This is a genomic window from Erythrobacter sp. S43 (genome assembly GCF_057364955.1).
The window spans coordinates 1,858,386-1,874,460 of record NZ_CP200285.1 but is presented as its reverse complement, the minus strand read 5'-3'; the positions used below and the strand labels follow the sequence as shown (position 1 = coordinate 1,874,460).

Genomic DNA, 16,075 nt, shown 5'->3' with positions numbered 1-16,075 from the left:
GGGCGTTGCGCCATGGATCAGGCGCCCTCCACACACCCGATACTCGGCCACCGCCTGATGCCTTACGCCGCAGCCTTGGCGGGAGTGGGATTTCTCTCGCTGATGGATGCGCTGATGAAGCAAGCAGCGCTGACGACGGGTACCTACACCGCGACCGTGCTTCGGTCCCTGATCGGCGCGGCGATAATCGCTCCATTCTGGCTAGCCCGAAAGCAGAGTTGGCCGACCCGCAATGTGCTGAAACTGCATATCGAGCGCGGGATCATTTCGGCGATGATGGCTTTGAGCTTTTTCTATGCAATCACCAAGCTTCCGTTGGCAGAAGCGATAGCAATCAGCTTCATCGCACCGCTTGTCGCCCTGTATTTCGCACGGGTTCTGCTTGGCGAGGTGATCCAGCCCAAAGCCATCTTTGCTAGTATTCTCGGGTTCGCAGGTACGCTTGTCATTGTCGGCGGCAAGATCGGGCAAGGCGAATTCGACGATGATGTTGCGCTGGGCCTTGGTGCGCTGATCTTTTCGGCGCTGCTTTACGCCTACAATTTCATCGTCATTCGCAAGCAATCGCAGGTGGCAGGGCCCATAGAAATCGCGACTTTCCATTCGGGCGTTGGCGGCATGTTCTTGCTCCTCGCCGCTCCATTCCTTGCAACCCCGATCGAAAGCGAAGCATGGCTGCCATTACTGGCGGCAGGCGTACTGACCATCGCCGGGGCGATGGCCTTTGCCTGGGGCTATGCACGTGCCGAGGCGCAGGCGTTGGTCCCGATGGAATACACCGGGTTTCTCTGGGCCAGCTTGTTCGGTTGGGCTTTCTTCCGCGAAAACGTAACGCTCACAACGCTCGCCGGCACAGCTCTGATCGTGAGCGGATGCTGGATGGCCGCGCGCAAATCCAAATAAAATGGGCCGGAACAGCGGGGCGTTTGCTGTTCCGGCCCAAACTCTTCGGACGGGCTGTCAGAGTCTTCGCCCTGATCCTCCCATGCGACCTGAAGAGCCACCAAGTGTTAGGCTAGCGAGCGGCTATGGCCTGTTCTTCGCCAGCTGCTTCAGCTGTGCTGCCGGAGAAGAAAAGAGCAGCAGCGAAGCAAGCAAATACTGTCAGACTTGAAACCACGACTCCCGCAAACAGGCCGGATAGCCTCCAACCGTATTTCTCGTTGGTATCCATACGAATCTGCGCCCCCGAATTACTTGTCTTCCGTCGGCGAGCCTACTCGCACAAAAGTTGCGCAATCCCGTAGTAAACAATCGTAAAAGCGATCGCGGCGCGATCTAGGCGCTTCGCCCACTTGACCTCGGGCGCGCGAACGCGCAGGTGCCTCGTCAAAGGCGCCCCGGTGGGATCCGGCGCGTGTAATCATGAAAGGATGGGACACCCCGATGACAGCTATCGGCAAGGACACGCTCGCAACCCGCTCGACCCTGAATGTCGGCGGCAAGGAATACGCTTACTATTCGCTCGCCAAAGCGGCGGAGCAACTGGGCGATGTCTCGAAACTCCCCAACTCGATGAAAGTGCTGCTGGAAAACCTACTGCGCTTTGAAGACGAAGGTTTCACCGTAGGCCGCGAGCACATTCAGGCGATTGTCGACTGGCAGAAAAACCCGGTCACGGGCAACGAGATCCAATATCGTCCGGCGCGCGTTCTGCTACAGGATTTCACGGGCGTCCCTTGCGTCGTTGACCTTGCCGCGATGCGCGATGCGATCAGCAAGCTTGGCGGCGACACGCAGAAGATCAACCCGCAGGTTCCCGTCAATCTCGTGATCGACCACTCGGTCATGGTCGACGAATTCGGCCACCCCAAAGCGATGGAAGCCAATATGGCGCTCGAGTATGAGCGCAATGCCGAGCGTTACGACTTCCTCAAATGGGGCTCGAAAAGCTTTGAGAACTTCTCTGCTGTTCCTCCGGGCACCGGCATCTGCCACCAGGTGAACCTTGAGCACATTGCACAGGGCATCTGGTCGAGCCAGGACGAAACCGGCGCAATGGTTGCCTATCCTGATACCTGCGTCGGGACCGACAGCCACACCACCATGATCAACGGTCTGGGCGTGCTGGGCTGGGGCGTTGGCGGGATCGAGGCTGAAGCAGCGATGCTCGGCCAGCCGATCTCGATGCTGATCCCCGAAGTTGTCGGCTTCAAGCTGACCGGCAAGATGGCTGAAGGCGTTACCGCAACCGACCTCGTGCTGACCTGCGTGCAGATGCTGCGCGAAGTCGGCGTGGTGGGTCGTTTCGTTGAATTTTACGGCGAAGGCGTTGCCAACCTCACCCTCGCTGACCGCGCCACCATCGCCAACATGGCCCCAGAATACGGTGCGACCTGTGGCTTCTTCGGCGTGGACGACAAAACGCTAGATTACCTGCGCCTCACCGGCCGCAGCGAAGAAAACATCGCACTGGTCGAAGCTTACGCCAGAGAACAGGGCATGTGGTTCGATCCGGCGCATGAGCCGGTGTTCTCGAACACGCTCGAACTCGACGTCGCATCGGTTGTCCCGAGCCTTGCCGGACCCAAGCGTCCGCAGGACCGCGTGATCCTTCCCGAAGTGGACGAGCTGTTCAACGGCGACCTTGCCAAGATCTACAAGAAGAACGCTCCGGTCCGCACCGCTGTTGAAGGCAAGGACCACGACATTGGCGATGGCGACGTTGTGATCGCGGCCATCACCAGCTGCACCAACACCTCCAACCCCGATGTTCTGATCGCCGCTGGCCTCGTCGCCAAGAAAGCGAACGAGCGCGGTATGCAACCCAAGCCGTGGGTGAAGACCTCGCTCGCGCCGGGATCGCAGGTTGTGACGGACTATCTCGTCAAATCCGGCCTGCAAGACGATCTAGATGCCATCGGCTTCGACCTCGTCGGCTATGGCTGCACCACCTGCATCGGCAACAGCGGCCCGCTCGCTCCGCCCATCAGCAAGGCGATCAACGGCAACGATATCGTCGCTGCGTCGGTCCTGTCGGGCAACCGCAACTTCGAAGGTCGCGTTTCGCAAGACGTGCGCGCCAATTTCCTCGCATCGCCGCCGCTCGTGGTCGCTTACGCGCTCAAAGGCACGGTGACCGAAGACATCACCGAGACCCCGCTGGGTCAAGACCAGGACGGCAACGACGTCATGCTCGCCGATCTGTGGCCGACCAACGCCGAAATCGCCGAGCACCGTGCGGCCAATATCGACCGCTCGATGTTCGAAACACGTTACGCCAACGTCTATGACGGCGACGAGCACTGGCAGGCCATCACAGTCGAGCCGTCGGACACCTATCAGTGGCGCGCCGGTTCAACCTACGTCGCCAACCCGCCTTACTTTGAAGGCATGGAAATGACTCCGGCTCCGGTCACCGACATCGTCGATGCCAAGCCGCTTGCGATCCTCGGCGACTCTGTCACGACCGACCACATTTCGCCCGCTGGCGCGATCAAGGAAGACTCGCCGGCTGGCAGCTACCTCAAGAGCAATCAGGTCGCGAAAAAGGACTTCAACTCCTACGGTTCGCGCCGTGGCAACCATGACGTGATGATGCGCGGCACTTTCGCCAATATCCGCATCAAGAACGAGATGGTTCCGGGCGTGGAAGGCGGAGAAACCACCTATAACGGTGAGCAAATGCCGATCTACGACGCGGCGATGAAGCACAAGGCCGATGGCACCCCGTTGATCGTGGTTGGCGGTAAAGAATACGGCACGGGCTCGTCGCGTGACTGGGCGGCGAAGGGCACCATCCTGCTGGGCGTGCGCGCTGTGATCGTTGAGAGCTTTGAGCGTATTCACCGCTCGAACCTCGTCGGCATGGGTGTCCTCCCACTGCAATTCAAAGGCGGCGACACGCGTGAAACGCTGAACCTGAAGTCTGACGACACCTTCTCGCTGAAGGGTCTTGCCGACCTCACGCCAGGTCAGGACATCGAAGTGGAAGTCACCCGCGCTGACGGCTCGACCTTCACCTTCACCGCTCTGTGCCGCATCGATACCGCGAACGAGATGGAATATTACCGCAATGGCGGGATCCTCCATTACGTTCTGCGTAAGCTGGCGGCGTAACGCATGAGGGGCGCGCTGATACTCTCGTCTCTGGCTCTTGGCCTAACGGCTTGTGCACCAGAGGGTAAGGACAGCGCGCCCAGCCCGCTCCCGGGCTATGAGCTGGCCTCGGCCAAGTCAGCGCAATCAGAGCTGACGATTATTGACCTGACGCCGAAACAGTTGGTCCAAGCGGTCAATGAAGAGAATGTGCGCCTGATCGACGTGCGCCGCGATGATGAAGTGGCGGAAGGCATCATTCCCGGAGCCGAGCACATCGCAATGGACGAGTTTGATCCGGCCACAGTGACCGCCGGAGATGATCGGCCGATCATCCTGTATTGCCGATCCGGTCGCCGTTCGCAGATTGTCGGCGAAAAACTGGCGGCCCACACGGGCGAGCCAACAGTCCATCTCGCAGGGGGCATTATAGCGTACATAGAGGCTGGTTTTCCGGTGGCCAAACCGCGCTGATACCGCCTGACCACCATATCTATGGTGGCATTTTTCCCAGTTCGTTCATAAAGCTGACAGCGCATGAGGCGCATCCTCCCGCACAATTAAGGTGCAAAGGAGGGGACCATGTCCAAACCGTTTCTCATTTCGCTCGCGGCTGCCATCGCAGCGACCGCAACACCACTTGCCGCTGAAGAAGCGCCAGCGACACCGACCACTGAAGCAACCGACATAGACTATGCCGGCTTTGAGACACTGACGACCAAGGTGTCAGGCATCCGCGCGAAACGACTGATCACGCTTGAGACCTTTGACGCGAAGGCGGCCGAGAATGGGACTCTGATCCTAGATACACGTTCGGCGGATGCATTTTCGCGTGGCCATATCGAAGGCGCTGTCAACCTTCCCTTCTCCGACTTCACAGATGCAAAACTAGCCAAAGTGATCGGCGAAAATCCGGACCGTCAGATCCTGATCTATTGCAACAACAATTTCAGCGACAACGTCCCGCCGATCCCGCTGAAGATGGCGCCTCTCGCGCTCAACATCCCGACCTTCATCAATCTGGTCGGTTATGGCTACACCAATGTCTGGGAACTCGGCGACACCGTCTCAATCGCCGATGTCGACTGGGTTGGCACGCAGGCTGAGATGCAGCTTGAGATGCTTGCCAAAAGAAAAGCGGCGCTCCCGAACTAACGAGGCGCCGCCTTCAAATCATAGTTTCTGGTCGAAGGAGCTTAAGCTTCTTCGCCTTCCTTCACGCCGAACTTACGGCGGCCAAGGATCGCTGCTGCGGCAAGACCGAACAGGATCATCATCGGCGGAGCAGGAACTTCGGTGCCACCGCTGCTCGTGGTGGTCGTGCCACCCGAAGACGATGAGCTGGAAGAGCTGCTTGAAGATGAGGAGCTGCTGCTCGAAGACGAGCTGCTGGACGAAGAACTGCTCGAAGAAGAGCTGCTGCCGGTCGAACCGCCAGTGGTTGTCATGCCGCCCGAAGATGAGCCGCTCGAAGAGCTCGACGAAGATGATGAGCTAGAGCTGGAAGACGAGCCGCCGCTAGTGTCACCACCAGTAGTCGAACCGCCTGAAGAGCTGCTCGAAGACGAAGAGCTAGAGCTCGACGAAGATGAGCTGGAACCAGACGAACCACCCGTGGTGCCGCCGCTGGTCGTGCCACCTGAGCTACCGCCCGAGGATGAGCTGCTCGAAGAGCTCGAAGAAGAGGACGACGAGGATGAGCTCGTGCTGCTCGTCATGTCACCCGACGTGCCACCGCTGGTGGTACCGCCGCTCGACGAAGATGACGAAGAACTAGAGCTGCTCGAAGACGAGCTGGATGATGACGAACCACCGCTGCTTCCGCCGGTAGAGGTCATACCGCCCGTGGTTGTGCCGGGATGACCGCTAGACGTCATGCCGCCAGTCGAGGTGTTGCCGCCCGAAGACGAGGAGCTGCTCGAAGAGGACGAGCTTGAGCTCGACGAAGATGACGAACTGCTCGAAGACGAGCTTGAAACGTTGCCCGACGAACTAGAAACATTGCCTGAGCTGCTGGAGACATTGCCCGAGCTGCTCGACACGTTACCCGATGAGCTTGAGACTTGGCCCGTGCTGCTCGAAACCGCGCCGGTCGTGCTGGAGATTGATCCAGTCGTGCTCGAGACTTGACCGGTGCTCGACGACACTTCACCCGTGGAAGACGAGATGCTGCCGGTCGACGAGGTTGATGTCACAGTGCCCGACGAGGTGGTCGAGGTGATCGTGCCCGAAGACGTCGAGTTGTCGATATCGATGTCGATGTTGATGCCGCCGGTCGACGATTCGCCGCCCGAAGTTGAGCTGACGTCACCTGATGAAGAAGAGCTGACATCGCCCGAGCTGCCGCCGCCTGAAGTGGTGGTCGAAACCGAAACATCGCCCGAAGACGAACCGCCGCCTCCGAAGAAGCCGCCGAAGAATCCGCCGCCGAAGCCGCCGCCAAATCCACCGAGGCCGCCGCCGATCACAACCGGAGCGCCACCGCCGCCACCGCGAACGGGCGGGAGCGGGGGCAGAGGAGCCGGAGCATAAGCGATCTGTTCGATCGGCGCGCAACGCTCATCATCAAACACAGCATCGACCACGCCGGCGGGCAGCATGTCCGTTGCAGCAACCGCGCCAGCCGGCATCGGCTGACACTCGATGGTGCGCTCTACAATACGTTGAGGGCGTGGCTGCGGAACCTCGCGATCGCGACCCTTAATGTACTTCACCTGCTGAGGTGCCTGCACCTTGCCCGATTTCACATCCGTTCCGTAAACCGGACTGTCAGTTACCATCGGCTCTGCCACGCGGACTGCGCCGCCCGTCATAAGGGCGACACCAGCGGCGGTGGCGGATAGCTTTGCAGCGGCCAGTTTGAGCGACATAGTTCAAAACCTTGTTGTCTGTGTTGGCTAACTGCGGCCCACCCGCACTTTCACCAACTCCGACATGTGTTTGATGCGCTCTCGCTCTCAACTGCAATGCGGTTAACCATGATTGGAGGCCGCTAAGCGTCAGAAATGGGACAAAATCGCCGTATTTCAGGGGCGCTGTCCCGTTTTGATACCGAAAAGTGAGGTAGCGTTAGTAAATCGGTTAGGCTTTTGCTTAGTCATCCGCTTCGAAAAGGTTCGACTGCCCGCCTTTACGCCGCGTCGGCGGAGCCATTTCCAGATGCTCCCATCCCGCATCATTGAGCACCCGCCCGCGTGCCGTGCGCGCGAGAAGACCCAGTTGAATAAGGTAGGGTTCGACCACTTCCTCAACCGTGTCTCGTGGCTCTGCGAGACCAGCCGCGAGCGTCTCAACGCCCACGGGACCGCCTTTGTAAGTGGTTGCAATCATGGACAGATACTTGCGATCCATATTGTCGAGGCCAAGCCGGTCGATCTCCAAGCGCGTCAACGCATTGTCCGCAATCGCGCGCGTCACGGTGTCCTCGCCTGCGACCTGAGCAAAGTCGCGCACCCGCCGCAGCAGCCTTCCCGCGACTCGCGGAGTTCCACGTGACCGGCGGGCGATCTCACGCGCGCCGTCTGCCTCGATCTGTAGACCCAACAGTCGCGCCCCGCGTGTCACAACAAGGTCCAGCTCGTCATGGCTGTAGAACTGCAAACGCACCGGAATGCCGAACCGGTCGCGCAAGGGCGTGGTAAGCAGCCCCTGACGTGTTGTCGCCCCGATCAGGGTAAACGGCGGCAGGTCAATCCGCACGCTGCGCGCCGAAGGCCCTTCGCCGATGATGATGTCGAGCGCGCGGTCCTCCATCGCAGGGTAGAGAACTTCCTCAACCACCGGATTGAGCCGGTGGATCTCATCAATGAACAGCACGTCATGCGGTTCGAGATTGGTAAGCAGCGCGGCAAGGTCACCCGCCTTGGCGATCACTGGGCCGGATGTGGCGCGAAAGCCTACACCCAGTTCATTGGCGACGATCTGCGCTAGTGTGGTCTTGCCCAGACCCGGAGGCCCGAAGAACAACGTATGGTCCATCGCCTCCCCGCGCGACTTGGCGCTGTCGATGAACACACGTAGATTATCGCGCGCACCCTCTTGCCCGATGAACTCGGCCAACGACTTAGGCCGCAGAGCCGCATCAGGATCGCCGGGCTGCGGCTCGGGCGTGTGGAGGGGGATAGGATCGGTCACCATCGAACCTTAGCATCTTCGCGCTTCATGCAACCAGGGTCTGCCAAAAACGCACCGGGGTGTGAAACGTAGATCTCGTCTCCTTCGCAACCATCTTCGCCCGGTCCGACGAGGAGTGTGCAAGCCCCCACCGCAAGTAAGAGAGCCCCCAACGCCAATGCACACCCTACACCGGAGAATCCAGAATCTTTTCCTCTAGGGTCAACCTCGAATCTCAAAACGGGTTCACCGTGTAGCCTTGCCGTTGCAGTACGGCGTGGGCAGTCATCGCTGACAAAGCCATTTCAACACCGGGTGCGAGGTCATCCATGGTTATGCCGTAAGCCGCCGCGCTCTGGCCGCACAGGATCACGCGCACGCCGTTGTCGAAGAGCGCGGGGAAGGTCTTTGCGGTGGCGTTCTCGCCATCCTTGCCCTTCGCCGCCCACGCCTCTTGGTTAAGCAGGTCAAACGCCGCCTTGCCATGCACCACCACCGCTGCGCGCACGCGGGCTGGCTCGACGCCAGCAGCGTTGTGCATGTTCACAAACCGCGCGGCGCTTTCGATAGTACGGTTGATCTTGCCCTCCGCTGCCGGCTTGGCGACGTCAAACGCAATGAACAGGTCCATGTCCTCGGGGATCGCAAAGTCGCTCTCAACCGACGCATGCGGCCCAAACTCGTCGAACACCGGCCCGGTCTTGAACGCCGAGAGGTCCTGCGCCGGAGCAGGGACTGCCAAAACCAAAGCGGCAAGACTCAACGCGGATTTCATCATACGCTCATCATCCAATCACTCGCACGTAACGTTGCTAATCCCGCCCACCGAACGGAAGCCACCGGCACCCAACACCCATGGCTGCGCGTTGCAGGTGCGGTTTGCTCCAAAGCCGGCTTCCCATTTGGCCCAAACCAGAGCGCTATCCGGTTTATAGTCAAGGCGCAGAGCCATCTGATCCTCACCGCCGAGGGGGAATTCGAGCACCTTGCCGCTCGATTTGTCGATCATGTAGTAGAATACACAGCTGGTCCCGCATCCAATGCCGGTGACATTCAGGCTTCCACCAAAACTGATAGGCGCACCATACGCGCTGCGCAAACGGGTGCGGAAGTTGCCTTGCTGCTCGGTCATCTGAAGCGGTTTCTGCGCACCGGTGTATCGGGTGGCGGGGTATTTGCCCCAACCCGTACCCGGAGTGATCGGCACCTCAGGTGGAGGCGGCGCTGGCTTAGGTTTGGTCTCAACAGATGGCGCAGAGGTTTCCACTTGGTCCAACTGCACCTGCTGCTGTGTAACTGGCTGCACAGTTTCGCTAGCTGCCACTTCTTCGCGCAAACGCATATAGTCACTCAGGAAGAATCCCAGCCCCACCAACGCGATGGCTCCAAAGCCCAACAACACATTCTTGCTCATAGCGTACCCCTTATCACCCTGCCGCCCGTTTCAGCGCCACGCGGATCAGGTCGCCCTCGCCAGCATCCTCGCCCAGTTCGGCCTGCGCACGCGCCACCGCCTGCGCGGCGACGGCTGGCTTGAAGCCGAGATTTTCCAGCGCACTAACCGCGTCAGCGCTGGCGCTTCCGGCGCTCGACACCGCTCCTGCCGGCACGCCGGCCATGCCGCCTCCCGGCAGCGCGCCCGCTTTGTCCTTCAGTTCGTTGACGATCCGGCCCGCGAGTTTGGGGCCCACGCCGTTGGCGCGCGCCACGGTCGCCGCGTCTTGTGCAGCGCAGGCTTCGCGCAGTTCTCCGGTCGAGAGCGCAGAGAGGATCGCAAGGCCGACCTTGCTCCCCACGCCCTGCACCTGCGTCAGCAGCCGGAACCAGTCGCGCTCGGCACTCTCGGCAAAGCCCAAGAGCCGCATGTCGTTCTCGCTCACTTGCAGATCGGTGTGGACGGTGCACGCCTCACCCACTTCGCCCAGCGCCGCGAGCGTCTTGGTCGAGCAGTGGACGAGATAGCCCACCCCCTGCACATCGACGATGGCCCAATCCTCGCCCGTTTCGTCGAGCCTGCCGGATAGCTTTGCAATCATGGGTTATGAGTGCCCCATTGCGGCGCCAAACGCCAGAGCCGCGGGATGCTTATCGCCAATCGAGCAGTGATAACCGTGAGACGGCCACGCGGGTTTTGAGAAGTGTGACCTTCTGCGCAGAGCGCTGTTATCGCGAGAGAAATCACAGAACTCCAAATCCGATATGTGACTTTCCATTCCTCCTCCACTTATGGCGGTTCGATTGGATACATTGGCTTTCGCGCAATAGGCCGCTGTATAGCGGTAGGAAAATCGCGGCGCGCCATCTCGACACGGCGCACCACTTCGCTATGGCTGCGCGCATGAGCTTCAACACTTTCGGCCGCGTATTGCGCTTTACCACCTGGGGCGAGAGCCATGGTCCGGGCCTTGGCGCGGTTGTCGACGGGTGCCCGCCGGGCCTGCCGCTGACCGAGGCCGCGATCCAACCGTTCATGGATGCGCGCAAACCGGGGCAGAGCAAGTTCACGACGCAGCGCAAGGAAGCAGATCTGGTGCGCATCATGTCGGGCGTATTCCAGAACGATGCGGGGGAACAGGTCACCACCGGTACGCCGATCCATCTGATGATCGAGAACACCGATCAGCGCTCCAAAGACTATTCTGAAATCGCCAAGTCCTATCGCCCCGGCCACGCCGATTACACCTATGACGCGAAATACGGCATCCGCGATTATCGCGGCGGTGGGCGCTCGAGCGCACGCGAAACCGCCGCGCGGGTGGCGGCGGGCGCGGTGGCGCGAGCGATCATCCCCGAAGTGACGATCCACGCCTATGTATGCGAGCTGGGCGGCGACGCGATCGACCGCGATCACATCGATTTGGACCAGATCGGCCAGAACCCGTTTTTCTGCCCGGACAGCTGGGCGGCGAAACGCTGGGAGGAAAAGGTCGACGCGGCGCGCAAGGATGGCTCGTCTCTCGGCGCGGTGGTCGAGTGCGTGGCGACCGGCGTCCCTGCCGGATGGGGCGCGCCCGTCTATGCCAAGCTCGACAGCGAGCTCGCCGCCGCGATGATGACAATCAACGCGACCAAGGGCGTGGAAATCGGCGCAGGCTTCGAAGCCGCGCGGCTGACTGGAGAGCAAAACGCCGATGCGATGTCACCGGGCGAAGATGGCAACCCCGTCTATGCCAGCAACCACGCAGGCGGCACCGCAGGCGGCATCTCGACGGGGCAACCGGTGGTGTGCCGCGTGGCGTTTAAGCCAACCTCCTCAATCCTGACGCCGGTGGACTCGATCACCTCCGATGGCGAAGCTACGCAGGTTCGAACCAAGGGGCGCCACGATCCGTGTGTGGGTATTCGCGGGGTGCCGGTGGTGGCGGCGATGATGGCGCTGGTGCTGGCGGATCAAAAGATGCTGCACCGGGCGCAAGTTGGGTAGCGATCAACGCGGTTTGCATAAGTTGCAGATTTCCGATGTCTTTGCGATTAGAGACAAATGGAACCGCAAACGCATGAAGAGCTGTCCAAGCTAAGCAATTATGCGCGTCAGAATTTCTCTCGCGCGTATATGTCGGACACGAAGTGGCGAAAGTTCTTCGCGGTCATTCGTGAAAGCGGTGTCCAACTATCTCGTGCTAGAGCCAAATTCATCGACGTCGACGAGCCGAAGCAAATCCTGTTCAATGACCATTGGCCAGATGTTCGGACAGACGCGTGTCTCGACACTTTCGACTTTGGGGTGATGACCTTCAGAGAAATCGAGTGGCTTGAATTTCCCGAAGTGGCTCTGATCCAGCGCCGAGAATTCGGCTCTCCGGAAAAGGTTCATCAGGATCTAAAACCAATCCAGGACGCTCTGGAGGCGGCAGGCCAGTTTCCCTTAGAGCTAACGGGGGACGCGCTCCGATTAGTGGCCTATCGTCGCTAAGGTGGGTTGTGAGTTTCGTCATCCCAGCGAAAGCTGGGTTGACGCGAGGGGCTGGCGCGCAACATCCATCCCCTCCCACGTACGATCTTGTCTTTTGTGCGGCGCAGCGAAACCAAATCGTGCTCTGATGGTTGATCACACTGGGATCTGATCATTAGCGGGAGCTAAATTTAGTCTATGAAGGTCCATCCACGCCTTGAAGCGTCGGCAGCGATGTATCGCGATCTCAAAAGCGTCGCGAAGGAGCTGCCCAAAAAGCCGCTCGATACCGGCGAGCAAAAGACGCAGATCGTTGTCGTGGGCGGCGGGGCTGGCGGGCTGGAGCTTGTCCGGCGCTTGGGCGCGAAGTTCGGGCGCAAAGATCACGACATCATTCTGGTCGATCAGAACCTCTCCCATATATGGAAGCCGCTGCTGCACGAAGTCGCTGCCGGTTCGCTTGATGCGAACCTCGATGAGGTCGGGTACCGCGCGCATTGTTTCCGCTGGGGCTATCGCTTTTTTCAGGGATCGCTGTCGGACATTGACCGCGAGGCCAAGACAATCACTCTCGCTCCGGTTCAGGACAAGGATGGCAACGAGCTGATCGCTGACCACGTCATCCGATATGACTACCTCGTGCTGGCGGTCGGATCGGTGTCGAACGATTTCGGCGTGCCGGGGGTGAGCGAGCACTGCATCTATCTCGACGCGCGCGATCAGGCTGACCGGTTCCGCACCAAATTGCTCAACCATTGTTTGCGTGTCAGCCGCGCGCAGATGGCAGACCCCAAGGCGGACGAGACTGTGCGCGTCGCCATTGTCGGCGGAGGGGCAACCGGCGTGGAGTTGGCCGCCGAGCTGTACAACGCGGCGGGAGCCCTGCGGCACTATGGCCTTGAGGTGTTTGACGAGAGCCGCCTTGAGGTAACCTTGCTCGAAGCTGGTGAGCGAATTCTTCCCGCCCTGCCCGAGCGCCTGTCCGAATCCGCCACGCACGAACTTCAGACGCTGGGCGTTGAGGTCGATGTTGAGACTCAGGTGATCCGCGCCGAAAAGGGCAAGCTGTTCACGCGGTGCGAGAATGTGATCGAGGCGGACCTGATGGTCTGGGCTGCGGGCGTCAAAGGCGCGGAGTTCCTCGCCGATCTCGGTCTTAAAACCAATCCGCGCAACCAGATCGTTGTGACCGAGACCATGCAGAGCGTCAGCGATCCGCACATCTTCGCACTCGGCGATTGCTGTTCCTATGTGCCCGAGGGTGAGCAAATGCCGATCCCGCCGCGCGCGCAGGCCGCGCACCAGATGGCGGACACGGTCTATGACAATCTGATCCGCATCCAGAAGGGCAAGCCGCTCAAGAGCTTCGTCTATAAAGACAACGGCTCGCTGATCTCACTCAGCCGCTTTTCGACGGTGGGCAGCCTGATGGGCAATCTGGTCGGCGGGGCCATGGCGATTGAGGGGCGCGCGGCGCGCTTTATCTACACCTCGCTTTATCGCATGCACCTAATCGGTATTCACGGCTGGCTGAAAGGTCTGGGCCTGATGGTGATTGGGCGGGTGAACCGGATCGTGCGGCCACGCCTGAAGCTGCATTGATCGGAAAAACCGATCGGAGTGTGATCGGCCCAATCAATCAATCTCCGCGCATTAATCGATTGGACTGATCTCAGCGCTTGCATCATCTTCTCATCCATCAACTCGAATATCTCGAGTCTCATGAGAGAGAGGAGACTTTTAATGGATGCGAAGACCGGTGAAATGAGTGGCGGCTGCCCGTTTAGTGGCGGTGGCGAACTGCGCTCGTTGTTCGGTCGCGAAAACCGCGACTGGTGGCCAGAAGCAATGCAGCTGGACATTCTGACCGAAGGTGGCCGCAGCGCCAATCCGATGGGCGAAGACTTCGACTATGCCGAAGCGTTCAACGCCATCGATTATGACGCGCTGAAGGCTGATCTGACCGCGCTGATGACTGATGATCAGGACTGGTGGCCGGCTGACTATGGTCACTACGGTCCATTCTTCATCCGCATGGCATGGCACGCAGCCGGCACCTATCGCACAGGCGATGGCCGCGGCGGTGCTGGCACCGGTCAGCAACGCTTCGCCCCGCTCAACAGCTGGCCGGACAACGGCAACCTCGACAAGGCACGCCGCCTCCTGTGGCCGATCAAGCAGAAATACGGCAAGCATATCAGCTGGGCCGACCTGTTCATCCTCGCCGGCAACGTCGCCATCGAAAGCATGGGTGGTCCGGTGTTCGGGTTCGGCGGTGGCCGTGCCGATGTGTTCGAGCCTGAGAGCGTTTACTGGGGCACCGAAGACCAGTGGGTGAATGAAGGCGTCGCCACGCGCATCCAGCCCAAAGATGATCGCGCTCTCGAAAACCCGCTCGCCGCGATCCAGATGGGTCTGATCTATGTGAATCCGGAAGGTCCGCAGGGCGACTCGCACGACGCAGAGGGCATGGCCCGTGACATGCGCGAAACCTTCGCTCGCATGGCGATGAATGACGAGGAAACCGTGGCGTTGACCGCTGGCGGCCACGCCTTTGGCAAAGCGCACGGCGCGCAGCCATCCGATACGTTCAGCGGTGCTCCCGAAAGCGAAACTCTCGAACGCGCTGGCTTTGGCTGGCTGACCGACGAAGACGAAATCGCCAAGGGTCACATCACCACCTCAGGCATCGAAGGCGCTTGGACGCCGAACCCGACGCAGTGGGGCAACGACTATTTCCGTCTGCTGTTCAAGTATGACTATGAATTGGTCCAGTCGCCTGCCGGTGCAAACCAGTGGCAGCCGATCAATCAGGAAGAAGCCGACATGGCTCCTGATGCGCGCGATCCCTCGAAGAAGGTTCCGACGATGATGACCACGGCGGACATGGCGCTGAAGCGTGACCCGGAATATCGCAAGATCTCCGAACGCTTCCTCAACGATCAGGCGGCTCTGGATGACGCATTCGCCCGCGCATGGTTCAAACTGTGCCACCGCGATATGGGTCCGAAGGTTCGCTACATGGGCCCTGAAGTCCCTGCGGAAGACCTGATCTGGCAGGATCCGACACCCGCTGGCACGGCGCCTTCGGATGCCGATGTCGCGGCGTTCAAGACCGCGATCGTCGGCAGCGGTCTGAGCGTTTCCGAACTGGTGAAAGCGGCCTGGGCTTCGGCTTCAACCTATCGCAATTCGGACCATCGTGGTGGTGCCAATGGTGCCCGCGTGCGCCTCGCCCCGCAAAACGGCTGGGCAGCGAACGATCCGGACGAGCTGTCAAAGGTTCTCGCCAAGGTCGACGAGCTGCGCGGCAATCTGAGCATGGCAGACGCCATTGTTCTCGCCGGCACGGCAGCTGTCGAGAAAGCGGCGGCTGATGCAGGGCAAGCGGTCGATGTGCCGTTTCTTGGTGGACGCGGCGATGCGGGTGATGAGCATACCGATGCGGACAGCTTTGAACCGCTCGAGCCGTTTGCTGATGGCTTCCGCAACTACCTCAAGACCAAAGCCAATGTCCGCACCGAGGACATGCTGATCGACCGGGCGCACCTGTTGGGCCTCTCGATCTCAGAACTAACGGTGCTGGTTGGCGGAATGCGCGCTTTGGGCGCTGTCAGTGGCAACACCGGTCACGGCGTGCTCACCGATCGTGCGGGTCAGCTGACCACTGACTTCTTCGTCAACGTCCTCGATATGGGCACCAAATGGGCTCCGGTCGATGGCAGCGGAGACGAAGAATATGTCGGCACGGATCGCAAGACCGGTGCGGAGAAATACCGCGCGACCCGGGCCGATCTGGTCTTCGCTTCAAACTCTCAGCTGCGGGCTCAAGCAGAGCACTACGCCGAGAGCGGCAACGAAGCGAAGTTCGTCAGCGATTTTGTCGCCGCATGGACCAAAGTGATGAACGCGGACCGCTTCGATGTAACCCATGCGAAGTATCACGCGTAATACCATGCAACCCCTGATGCCCTGATCACCCCCATTAAAGATCAGGGTCGCAAGAGACCCCTCGCAGCAATGCGGGGGGTC

16 protein-coding genes are annotated in these 16,075 nt (G+C 60.2%); 11 read left to right on the top strand and 5 right to left on the bottom strand.

The window, feature by feature from the left end:
* The first annotated feature begins 12 nt into the window (after window positions 1-12).
* Window positions 13-903 (top strand): DMT family transporter, encoded by an 891-nt coding sequence (locus AC0V6K_RS09150; RefSeq protein WP_472621506.1) that lies wholly within the window; start codon window positions 13-15, stop codon window positions 901-903.
* Between the two features lie 112 nt (window positions 904-1,015).
* On the opposite strand, the gene AC0V6K_RS09145 is transcribed toward AC0V6K_RS09150, so the two are convergent.
* Window positions 1,016-1,174, bottom strand: a complete 159-nt coding sequence (locus AC0V6K_RS09145) for a hypothetical protein (RefSeq protein WP_472621504.1) — start codon at window positions 1,172-1,174, stop codon at window positions 1,016-1,018.
* Window positions 1,175-1,386: 212 nt separating this feature from the next.
* Here AC0V6K_RS09145 and acnA point away from each other — a divergent pair, with 212 nt between their 5' ends.
* From acnA to AC0V6K_RS09115, 6 genes are all read left to right on the top strand, one after another.
* Complete coding sequence (gene acnA / locus AC0V6K_RS09140) at window positions 1,387-4,059, top strand: aconitate hydratase AcnA (protein ID WP_472621502.1); 2,673 nt, start codon at window positions 1,387-1,389, stop codon at window positions 4,057-4,059.
* Window positions 4,060-4,062: 3 nt separating this feature from the next.
* Window positions 4,063-4,512: a rhodanese-like domain-containing protein gene (locus AC0V6K_RS09135; RefSeq protein ID WP_472621500.1), complete on the top strand. Its 450-nt coding sequence runs from the start codon at window positions 4,063-4,065 to the stop codon at window positions 4,510-4,512.
* 108 nt (window positions 4,513-4,620) lie between these two features.
* On the top strand, window positions 4,621-5,193 hold the full coding sequence (locus tag AC0V6K_RS09130) for a rhodanese-like domain-containing protein (protein ID WP_472621498.1): 573 nt from the start codon (window positions 4,621-4,623) through the stop codon (window positions 5,191-5,193).
* 141 nt (window positions 5,194-5,334) lie between these two features.
* Window positions 5,335-5,901, top strand: a complete 567-nt coding sequence (locus AC0V6K_RS09125; RefSeq protein WP_472621496.1) for a hypothetical protein — start codon at window positions 5,335-5,337, stop codon at window positions 5,899-5,901.
* Window positions 5,902-5,913: 12 nt separating this feature from the next.
* Entirely contained in the window at window positions 5,914-6,168 is a 255-nt protein-coding gene (locus AC0V6K_RS09120; RefSeq protein ID WP_472621494.1) for a hypothetical protein, read from the top strand.
* A 3-nt stretch (window positions 6,169-6,171) separates the two neighbouring features.
* Window positions 6,172-6,570 carry a hypothetical protein gene (locus tag AC0V6K_RS09115; RefSeq protein ID WP_472621492.1) on the top strand — a complete coding sequence of 133 codons (399 nt, stop codon included), beginning with the start codon at window positions 6,172-6,174 and terminating at the stop codon, window positions 6,568-6,570.
* Between the two features lie 561 nt (window positions 6,571-7,131).
* On the opposite strand, the gene ruvB is transcribed toward AC0V6K_RS09115, so the two are convergent.
* The 4 genes from ruvB to ruvA all read right to left on the bottom strand — a co-directional run bounded on the left by ruvB (window position 7,132) and on the right by ruvA (window position 10,187).
* Window positions 7,132-8,175, bottom strand: coding sequence for a Holliday junction branch migration DNA helicase RuvB (gene ruvB, locus AC0V6K_RS09110; protein ID WP_472621490.1), 1,044 nt, complete (start codon window positions 8,173-8,175; stop codon window positions 7,132-7,134).
* A 211-nt stretch (window positions 8,176-8,386) separates the two neighbouring features.
* Window positions 8,387-8,926, bottom strand: coding sequence for a DsrE family protein (locus tag AC0V6K_RS09105; RefSeq protein ID WP_486172615.1), 540 nt, complete (start codon window positions 8,924-8,926; stop codon window positions 8,387-8,389).
* 18 nt (window positions 8,927-8,944) lie between these two features.
* Window positions 8,945-9,565, bottom strand: a complete 621-nt coding sequence (locus AC0V6K_RS09100) for a hypothetical protein (protein WP_472621486.1) — start codon at window positions 9,563-9,565, stop codon at window positions 8,945-8,947.
* Window positions 9,566-9,578: 13 nt separating this feature from the next.
* Window positions 9,579-10,187 carry a Holliday junction branch migration protein RuvA gene (gene ruvA, locus AC0V6K_RS09095; protein ID WP_472621484.1) on the bottom strand — a complete coding sequence of 203 codons (609 nt, stop codon included), beginning with the start codon at window positions 10,185-10,187 and terminating at the stop codon, window positions 9,579-9,581.
* A 302-nt stretch (window positions 10,188-10,489) separates the two neighbouring features.
* Between ruvA and aroC the strand changes: the two genes are divergently transcribed.
* From aroC to katG, 4 genes are all read left to right on the top strand, one after another.
* Entirely contained in the window at window positions 10,490-11,575 is a 1,086-nt protein-coding gene (aroC, locus tag AC0V6K_RS09090; protein WP_472621482.1) for a chorismate synthase, read from the top strand.
* A 57-nt stretch (window positions 11,576-11,632) separates the two neighbouring features.
* The gene (locus AC0V6K_RS09085) at window positions 11,633-12,064 is read left to right on the top strand and encodes a DUF6678 family protein (RefSeq protein ID WP_472621480.1); all 432 of its coding nucleotides are present in this window, start codon (window positions 11,633-11,635) and stop codon (window positions 12,062-12,064) included.
* Window positions 12,065-12,277: 213 nt separating this feature from the next.
* On the top strand, window positions 12,278-13,645 hold the full coding sequence (locus AC0V6K_RS09080; protein WP_472626091.1) for an NAD(P)/FAD-dependent oxidoreductase: 1,368 nt from the start codon (window positions 12,278-12,280) through the stop codon (window positions 13,643-13,645).
* Window positions 13,646-13,786: 141 nt separating this feature from the next.
* Window positions 13,787-15,994, top strand: coding sequence for a catalase/peroxidase HPI (gene katG, locus AC0V6K_RS09075; RefSeq protein ID WP_472621478.1), 2,208 nt, complete (start codon window positions 13,787-13,789; stop codon window positions 15,992-15,994).
* The last annotated feature ends 81 nt before the right edge of the window (window positions 15,995-16,075 follow it).

What these genes read in the sequence shown, in the direction of transcription:
- AC0V6K_RS09150 (WP_472621506.1), top strand. Translation starts at nt 13, where the DNA reads ATGGATCAGGCGCCCTCCACACACCCGATACTCGGCCACCGCCTGATG.
- AC0V6K_RS09145 (WP_472621504.1), bottom strand. Translation starts at nt 1,174, where the DNA reads ATGGATACCAACGAGAAATACGGTTGGAGGCTATCCGGCCTGTTTGCG.
- acnA (WP_472621502.1), top strand. Translation starts at nt 1,387, where the DNA reads ATGACAGCTATCGGCAAGGACACGCTCGCAACCCGCTCGACCCTGAAT.
- AC0V6K_RS09135 (WP_472621500.1), top strand. Translation starts at nt 4,063, where the DNA reads ATGAGGGGCGCGCTGATACTCTCGTCTCTGGCTCTTGGCCTAACGGCT.
- AC0V6K_RS09130 (WP_472621498.1), top strand. Translation starts at nt 4,621, where the DNA reads ATGTCCAAACCGTTTCTCATTTCGCTCGCGGCTGCCATCGCAGCGACC.
- AC0V6K_RS09120 (WP_472621494.1), top strand. Translation starts at nt 5,914, where the DNA reads ATGCCGCCAGTCGAGGTGTTGCCGCCCGAAGACGAGGAGCTGCTCGAA.
- ruvB (WP_472621490.1), bottom strand. Translation starts at nt 8,175, where the DNA reads ATGGTGACCGATCCTATCCCCCTCCACACGCCCGAGCCGCAGCCCGGC.
- AC0V6K_RS09105 (WP_486172615.1), bottom strand. Translation starts at nt 8,926, where the DNA reads ATGAAATCCGCGTTGAGTCTTGCCGCTTTGGTTTTGGCAGTCCCTGCT.
- AC0V6K_RS09100 (WP_472621486.1), bottom strand. Translation starts at nt 9,565, where the DNA reads ATGAGCAAGAATGTGTTGTTGGGCTTTGGAGCCATCGCGTTGGTGGGG.
- ruvA (WP_472621484.1), bottom strand. Translation starts at nt 10,187, where the DNA reads ATGATTGCAAAGCTATCCGGCAGGCTCGACGAAACGGGCGAGGATTGG.
- aroC (WP_472621482.1), top strand. Translation starts at nt 10,490, where the DNA reads ATGAGCTTCAACACTTTCGGCCGCGTATTGCGCTTTACCACCTGGGGC.
- AC0V6K_RS09085 (WP_472621480.1), top strand. Translation starts at nt 11,633, where the DNA reads ATGGAACCGCAAACGCATGAAGAGCTGTCCAAGCTAAGCAATTATGCG.
- AC0V6K_RS09080 (WP_472626091.1), top strand. Translation starts at nt 12,278, where the DNA reads ATGTATCGCGATCTCAAAAGCGTCGCGAAGGAGCTGCCCAAAAAGCCG.
- katG (WP_472621478.1), top strand. Translation starts at nt 13,787, where the DNA reads ATGGATGCGAAGACCGGTGAAATGAGTGGCGGCTGCCCGTTTAGTGGC.